Origin of the sequence: Clavibacter lycopersici (assembly GCF_003576405.1) — a bacterium.
GTDB lineage: Bacteria > Actinomycetota > Actinomycetes > Actinomycetales > Microbacteriaceae > Clavibacter > Clavibacter lycopersici.
Genome location: NZ_QWGT01000206.1, coordinates 1 through 5,010 on the forward strand (window position 1 = coordinate 1; position 5,010 = coordinate 5,010).

6 protein-coding genes are annotated in these 5,010 nt (G+C 73.7%); all 6 read right to left on the reverse strand.

Going from position 1 to position 5,010, the window contains the following annotated elements:
* A partial coding sequence (locus tag DZG00_RS12145; protein ID WP_445986051.1) for a primosomal protein N' family DNA-binding protein occupies positions 1–365 on the reverse strand: 365 nt, incomplete at its 3' end.
* A 90-nt stretch (positions 366–455) separates the two neighbouring features.
* Positions 456–1,667: a methionine adenosyltransferase gene (gene metK / locus DZG00_RS12150; protein WP_119382336.1), complete on the reverse strand. Its 1,212-nt coding sequence runs from the start codon at positions 1,665–1,667 to the stop codon at positions 456–458.
* A gap of 40 nt (positions 1,668–1,707) precedes the next feature.
* Positions 1,708–2,925: a bifunctional phosphopantothenoylcysteine decarboxylase/phosphopantothenate--cysteine ligase CoaBC gene (gene coaBC, locus DZG00_RS12155; protein ID WP_119382335.1), complete on the reverse strand. Its 1,218-nt coding sequence runs from the start codon at positions 2,923–2,925 to the stop codon at positions 1,708–1,710.
* A gap of 77 nt (positions 2,926–3,002) precedes the next feature.
* Positions 3,003–3,272 (reverse strand): DNA-directed RNA polymerase subunit omega, encoded by a 270-nt coding sequence (gene rpoZ, locus DZG00_RS12160; protein WP_012038467.1) that lies wholly within the window; start codon positions 3,270–3,272, stop codon positions 3,003–3,005.
* A 48-nt stretch (positions 3,273–3,320) separates the two neighbouring features.
* Positions 3,321–4,229 carry a guanylate kinase gene (gmk, locus tag DZG00_RS12165; protein WP_119382334.1) on the reverse strand — a complete coding sequence of 303 codons (909 nt, stop codon included), beginning with the start codon at positions 4,227–4,229 and terminating at the stop codon, positions 3,321–3,323.
* The gene (pyrF, locus tag DZG00_RS12170; protein ID WP_233550131.1) at positions 4,226–5,008 is read right to left on the reverse strand and encodes an orotidine-5'-phosphate decarboxylase; all 783 of its coding nucleotides are present in this window, start codon (positions 5,006–5,008) and stop codon (positions 4,226–4,228) included. Before pyrF ends, gmk begins: the two co-directional genes overlap by 4 nt.
* Positions 5,009–5,010 lie beyond the last annotated feature (2 nt).

The window sequence follows — 5,010 nt, forward strand, 5'->3', positions numbered from 1 at the left end:
GTCTCGTCGGCCTCGGCCGCCGCCCGCGCCGCGAGGTGCGCCTTCTCCACGCGCACCTGGCGCGGCGGCACGGCGAGCCGGATCACGTCGGACGCGGTCCCGGCCTGCCGGTCGGCGACCTCGCGCGCGAGCGTCCAGATCTCGGGTCGCAGCACGGGCAGCGGCGACACGACCTGCTCCACCTCGCTGAGCTTCCCGTCGTACCCCTGCCCGTCGCCCGCCTCGATGACGTAGCCGTCGGCCACGCGCCCCGCCGAGCGCAGCGGCACGCGCACGCGGACGCCGGGCAGGCACGTCTCCCGGAGCGCCTCCGGCACGGCGTAGTCGAACAGCCGGTCGAGCTGCGGCAGCGGCGAGTCGACCATGACCCGCACGACGGGCGGGCGCGCGCCGACCGGATCCGGCGCGCTCACCTGCCGCCCCCGGTCATGCCGGGACCCGGGCGGCGCGGCGCGTCAGAGGCCCGCGGCGCTCTGCAGGTCGGCGACACGGTCGAGCGCCTCCCAGGTGAAGTCCGGCAGCTCGCGGCCGAAGTGCCCGTAGGCGGCGGTCTGCGCGTAGATGGGGCGGAGCAGGTCGAGCCGCTCGACGATCGCGGCGGGCCGCAGGTCGAAGACCTCGCGGATGGCGCGCACGATGCGCTCCTCCGGCACGTGCGCGGTGCCGAACGCCTCGACGTACAGGCCGACGGGCGCGGCCTTGCCGATGGCGTACGCGACCTGCACCTCGAGCCGGTCGGCGAGGCCAGCGGCGACCGCGTTCTTCGCGACCCAGCGCATGGCGTACGCGGCGCTCCGGTCGACCTTCGACGGGTCCTTGCCGCTGAACGCGCCGCCGCCGTGGCGGCTGAAGCCGCCGTAGGTGTCGACGATGATCTTGCGTCCGGTGAGCCCCGCGTCGCCCTTGGGCCCGCCGATCTCGAACTTGCCGGTGGGGTTGATGAGCAGGGTCGCGTCGCGCGAGTCGAGCTCGATGCCGATCTCCGCGGCCTGCGCGAGCACGGGGCGGATCACGTGCTCCTCGACCTCGCGGCGGAGGTCCTCCTGGGACACCTGCGGGCCGTGCTGGGTGGAGAGCACGACGGTGTCGACCGTGCGCGGGACGAGCCCGTCGTAGCCGATGGTGACCTGCGTCTTGCCGTCGGGCCGGAGGTACGCGAGCTCGCCCGAGTGGCGGACGGCCGCGAGGCGCTCGGCGAGGCGGTGCGCGAGGTAGACGGGCAGCGGCATGAAGACGGGGGTGTCGCGCGACGCGTAGCCGAACATGAGGCCCTGGTCGCCGGCGCCCTGGAGGTCGTGCGCGTCGGTGGACGCGGATCCGGAGCGCGACTCGTACGAGCGGTCGACGCCCTGCGCGATGTCGGGCGACTGCGCGCCGATGGACACCGTGACGCCGCAGTTGCTGCCGTCGAAGCCGACCTCGGAGGAGTCGTAGCCGATGTCCCGGATGCGGTCGCGCACGATCTGCGGGATGTCGACGTACCCGCTCGTGGTGACCTCGCCCGCGACGTGCACGAGGCCCGTGGTGACGAGCGTCTCGACGGCGGCGCGGCTCGTCGGGTCCTGCGTGAGGAGCGCGTCGAGGATGCTGTCCGAGATCTGGTCGCAGATCTTGTCGGGGTGGCCCTCGGTGACGGACTCGGAGGTGAACAGGCGCAGGTCGGTCACGGGGTCGCTCCAGGGGGATCGCGTGGTCGCGCGCCGTTCGCTACTGCGGCGCCGGCGCGCCCACTACGTCGAGAATTCGATGGGCGACCTGCTCCTTGGAGCCGGAGGCCTCCACGAGTGTATCGCCGGACCTCGCGAGCACCGTGATCGTGTTGCCCTCCGTGGCGAACCCCTCGGACCACCCGACCCTGTTGAGGACGAGCAGGTCGCAGCCCTTCCGCTGGAGCTTCGCGCGTCCGATCCTGAGCAGCTCCGCCGGGTCCTCCTCGGTCTCGGCCGCGAAGCCGACGACGATCGGGCGGGTGCCGTCGGCCCGCGGCACGGCGGCGTCGGAGGCGAGGCGCTGCAGGATGTCCGGGTTCCGGACGAGCTCGACGGAGAGCGCGTCGCCCGCATCCTCCTTCTTGATCTTGCCCGCGGAGACCGCGACGGGCCGGTAGTCGGCGACGGCCGCGGCCATGATGACGACGTCGGCGTCCTCGGCCTCGCCCACCATGGCGTCGGAGAGCTCGAGCGCGGTCGAGACGGGCACGACGCGGACACCCGTCGGCGCGGGCACCTCGAGGTGGGCGGCGACCAGCACGACGTCGGCGCCGCGGTCGCGCGCGGCGGCGGCGAGGGCGACCCCCTGGCGGCCGGAGGAGCGGTTGCCGAGGAAGCGCACCGGATCCAGCGGTTCGCGCGTGCCGCCCGCGCTGACGAGCACGCGGCGTCCCTCGAGGTCGCGCCCGCCGGGGCGGACCGCGGCGAGGGCGGCGGCGATGACGTCCTCCACCTCGGCCATGCGGCCGGGCCCGGAGTCGGTGCCGGTGAGGCGGCCCGACGTCGGGCCGACGAGGGTGGCGCCGCGGGAGCGCAAGAGGGCCGCGTTGGCCTGGGTCGTCGGATGCTGCCACATCTCGGTGTGCATCGCGGGGGCGACGACGAGCGGCGCCCGGCTGGCGAGGATGGTGGTGCCGAGCAGGTCGTCCGAGAGCCCCAGGGCCATGGCGGCGAGCGTGTGCGCGGTGGCCGGCGCGACGACGATGAGGTCGGCCCTCTGGCCGAGCGCCACGTGGCGGACCTCGGAGACCCCGTCGTAGAGATCGCTCGTGACGGGGTTCCGGCTGACGGCCTCGAGCGTGGGCTTCCCCACGAAGCGGAGCGCCGCCTCGGTGGGCACGACGTGCACGTCGTGGCCGAGGAGCACGAGGCCCCGGACCACGCCGACGGCCTTGTAGGCCGCGATCCCGCCCGTGATGCCCACGACCACCATCACGCGGCGGCCCTCCGGGGCTGCGTGGCGGGGAGGGCGTGCGGCGTGCGGTCGGCGCGGGTCATCCGGGGGCGGTGCGGCTAGGAGGCCGCGGGCTCCACGATGGGCGTGGCGACGAGCTTGTCCTCGTTGATCTCGTGCATCGCGACCGAGAGGGGCTTGTCGTCGATGGTGGAGTCGACGAGCGGTCCGACGTTGTCGAACAGGCTGCCCTCGTGCAGGTCGGCGTAGTAGTCGTTGATCTGGCGAGCCCGCTTGGAGGCGAAGATCACGAGCGCGTACTTCGAGTCGACCTTCGAGAGGAGCTCGTCGATGGGCGGGTCGATGATGCCCTGGGTCTTGTCAACCATGGATGTGCCGCTTCCTCATTGCATGGAAGAAGGCCGTGCAGGTCCGCTTCATGGACCGACGGCCTTCCTGGATCTCATCAAGTCTACGACCTCGCGTGCGGCATCCGCGACATCGCGGTTGACGACGAGGTGGTCGAACTCGTCCTGCGCGGCCAGCTCGACCTTCGCGGTGTCCAGCCGACGCTGCTGCTCCTCGGGTCCCTCGGTGCCGCGCCCGACCAGGCGGCGGACGAGCTCCTCCCAGGTGGGCGGCAGCAGGAACACGAGGCGGGCTTCGGGCATCGCGGCCTTCACCTGGCGCGCGCCCTGGATGTCGATCTCCAGGAGGACGCTGCGGCCCTCGGCCAGCGCGGCGTCGATGGGCGCGCGCGGCGTGCCGTAGCGGTGCGCGTTGTGCACCGTGGCCCACTCGAGCAGCTCCCCCTCGTCGACCATCCGGTCGAACTCGGCGTCGGAGACGAAGTAGTAGTTGACGCCCTCGACCTCGCCGGGACGCGGAGCGCGCGTCGTGGCGGACACCGAGAGGAGCACGTCGGGCTCGTTCTCGCGGATGAAGGTCGAGACCGTGCCCTTGCCCACGGCGGTGGGACCCGCGAGCACGACGAGCCGGCTCGGCTCCACGATCTGCTTCGCCGCCTGCCACTCCTCGAGGAAGCGCGTGAGGCGCACGCGCTGGTGCACGCCGAGGCCGCCGAGGCGCTTCGCGGTGGAGATGCCGAGGTCGCCGAGGATCCGCTCGAGCTTGGTGGGGCCGATGTTCGGGATGCTCGTGAGGAACTCGGTGACGCGGAGCGTGGCCTCGGCGCGGTGGCCGGGGTCGGCGGACGCGTCGAGCACGCCGAGCGGCGTGCGCTCCCCCGTGACGATGTCGTGCTTCACCAGCGCTCGTGCGCGGCGGGCGGCGACGGCGGCCTGGGAGGCGGCTACCCGGTCGACCTCGGGTGGTTCGGGCCTCATGGCAGCACCTCTTCGAGTCGTCCGGCGTGATCGGTGACGGCCTCCGCGACACGCCGTGGCCCTGCCGTGAGGATACTCCGCGATGCGGCCGCGATCACAACGCCGGCAGCCGGGCCGAACAGCTTCCGGACATCGCCGAGCAGCGCGCCCTGGTGGCCGAAGCCGGGCGCGAGGATCGGCGTGCGGACGAGCTGCGCGAGGTCGAGCCCGGCGTCGGCGGCGTCGACCGTGGCGCCGACGACCAGGCCGAAGGAGCCGGGATCGGCCGCCGGATCGTCGAGCGGGCCGTTCGCGGCGACCGCGGCGTCCTGGATCCCGCGGGCGACCGTGCGGCCGGCCGAGTCGGATCCAGCACCGGGCAGCAGGGCGCGCTGCAGGTCCCGCGCCTCCGGGTTCGAGGTGGCGGCGAGGACGAAGACGCCCGCGCCCCACGCGTCCGCGGCAGCGCGCACGCCGTCGAGGGATCCGACGCCCGTGTAGGCGGTGAGCGTGACGGCATCAGCGCGCAGCGGGCTGTCGGGCGCGAGCCAGGCGGCGCCGTACGCGTCGACCGTGGAGCCGATGTCGCCGCGCTTGGCGTCGGCGATCACGAGGAGGCCGGCGTCGCGCGCGGCGGCGAGCACGCGCTCGAGGGCGGCGTACCCGGCGGATCCGTGGCGCTCGAAGAACGCGACCTGCGGCTTGACGATGCCGGCGCGCCCCGCGGTCGCCTCGACGACACGGAGGCCGAACTCCTCGAGGCCCAGCGCGTCGTCGGCGAGGCCCCAGGCGTCGAGCAGCG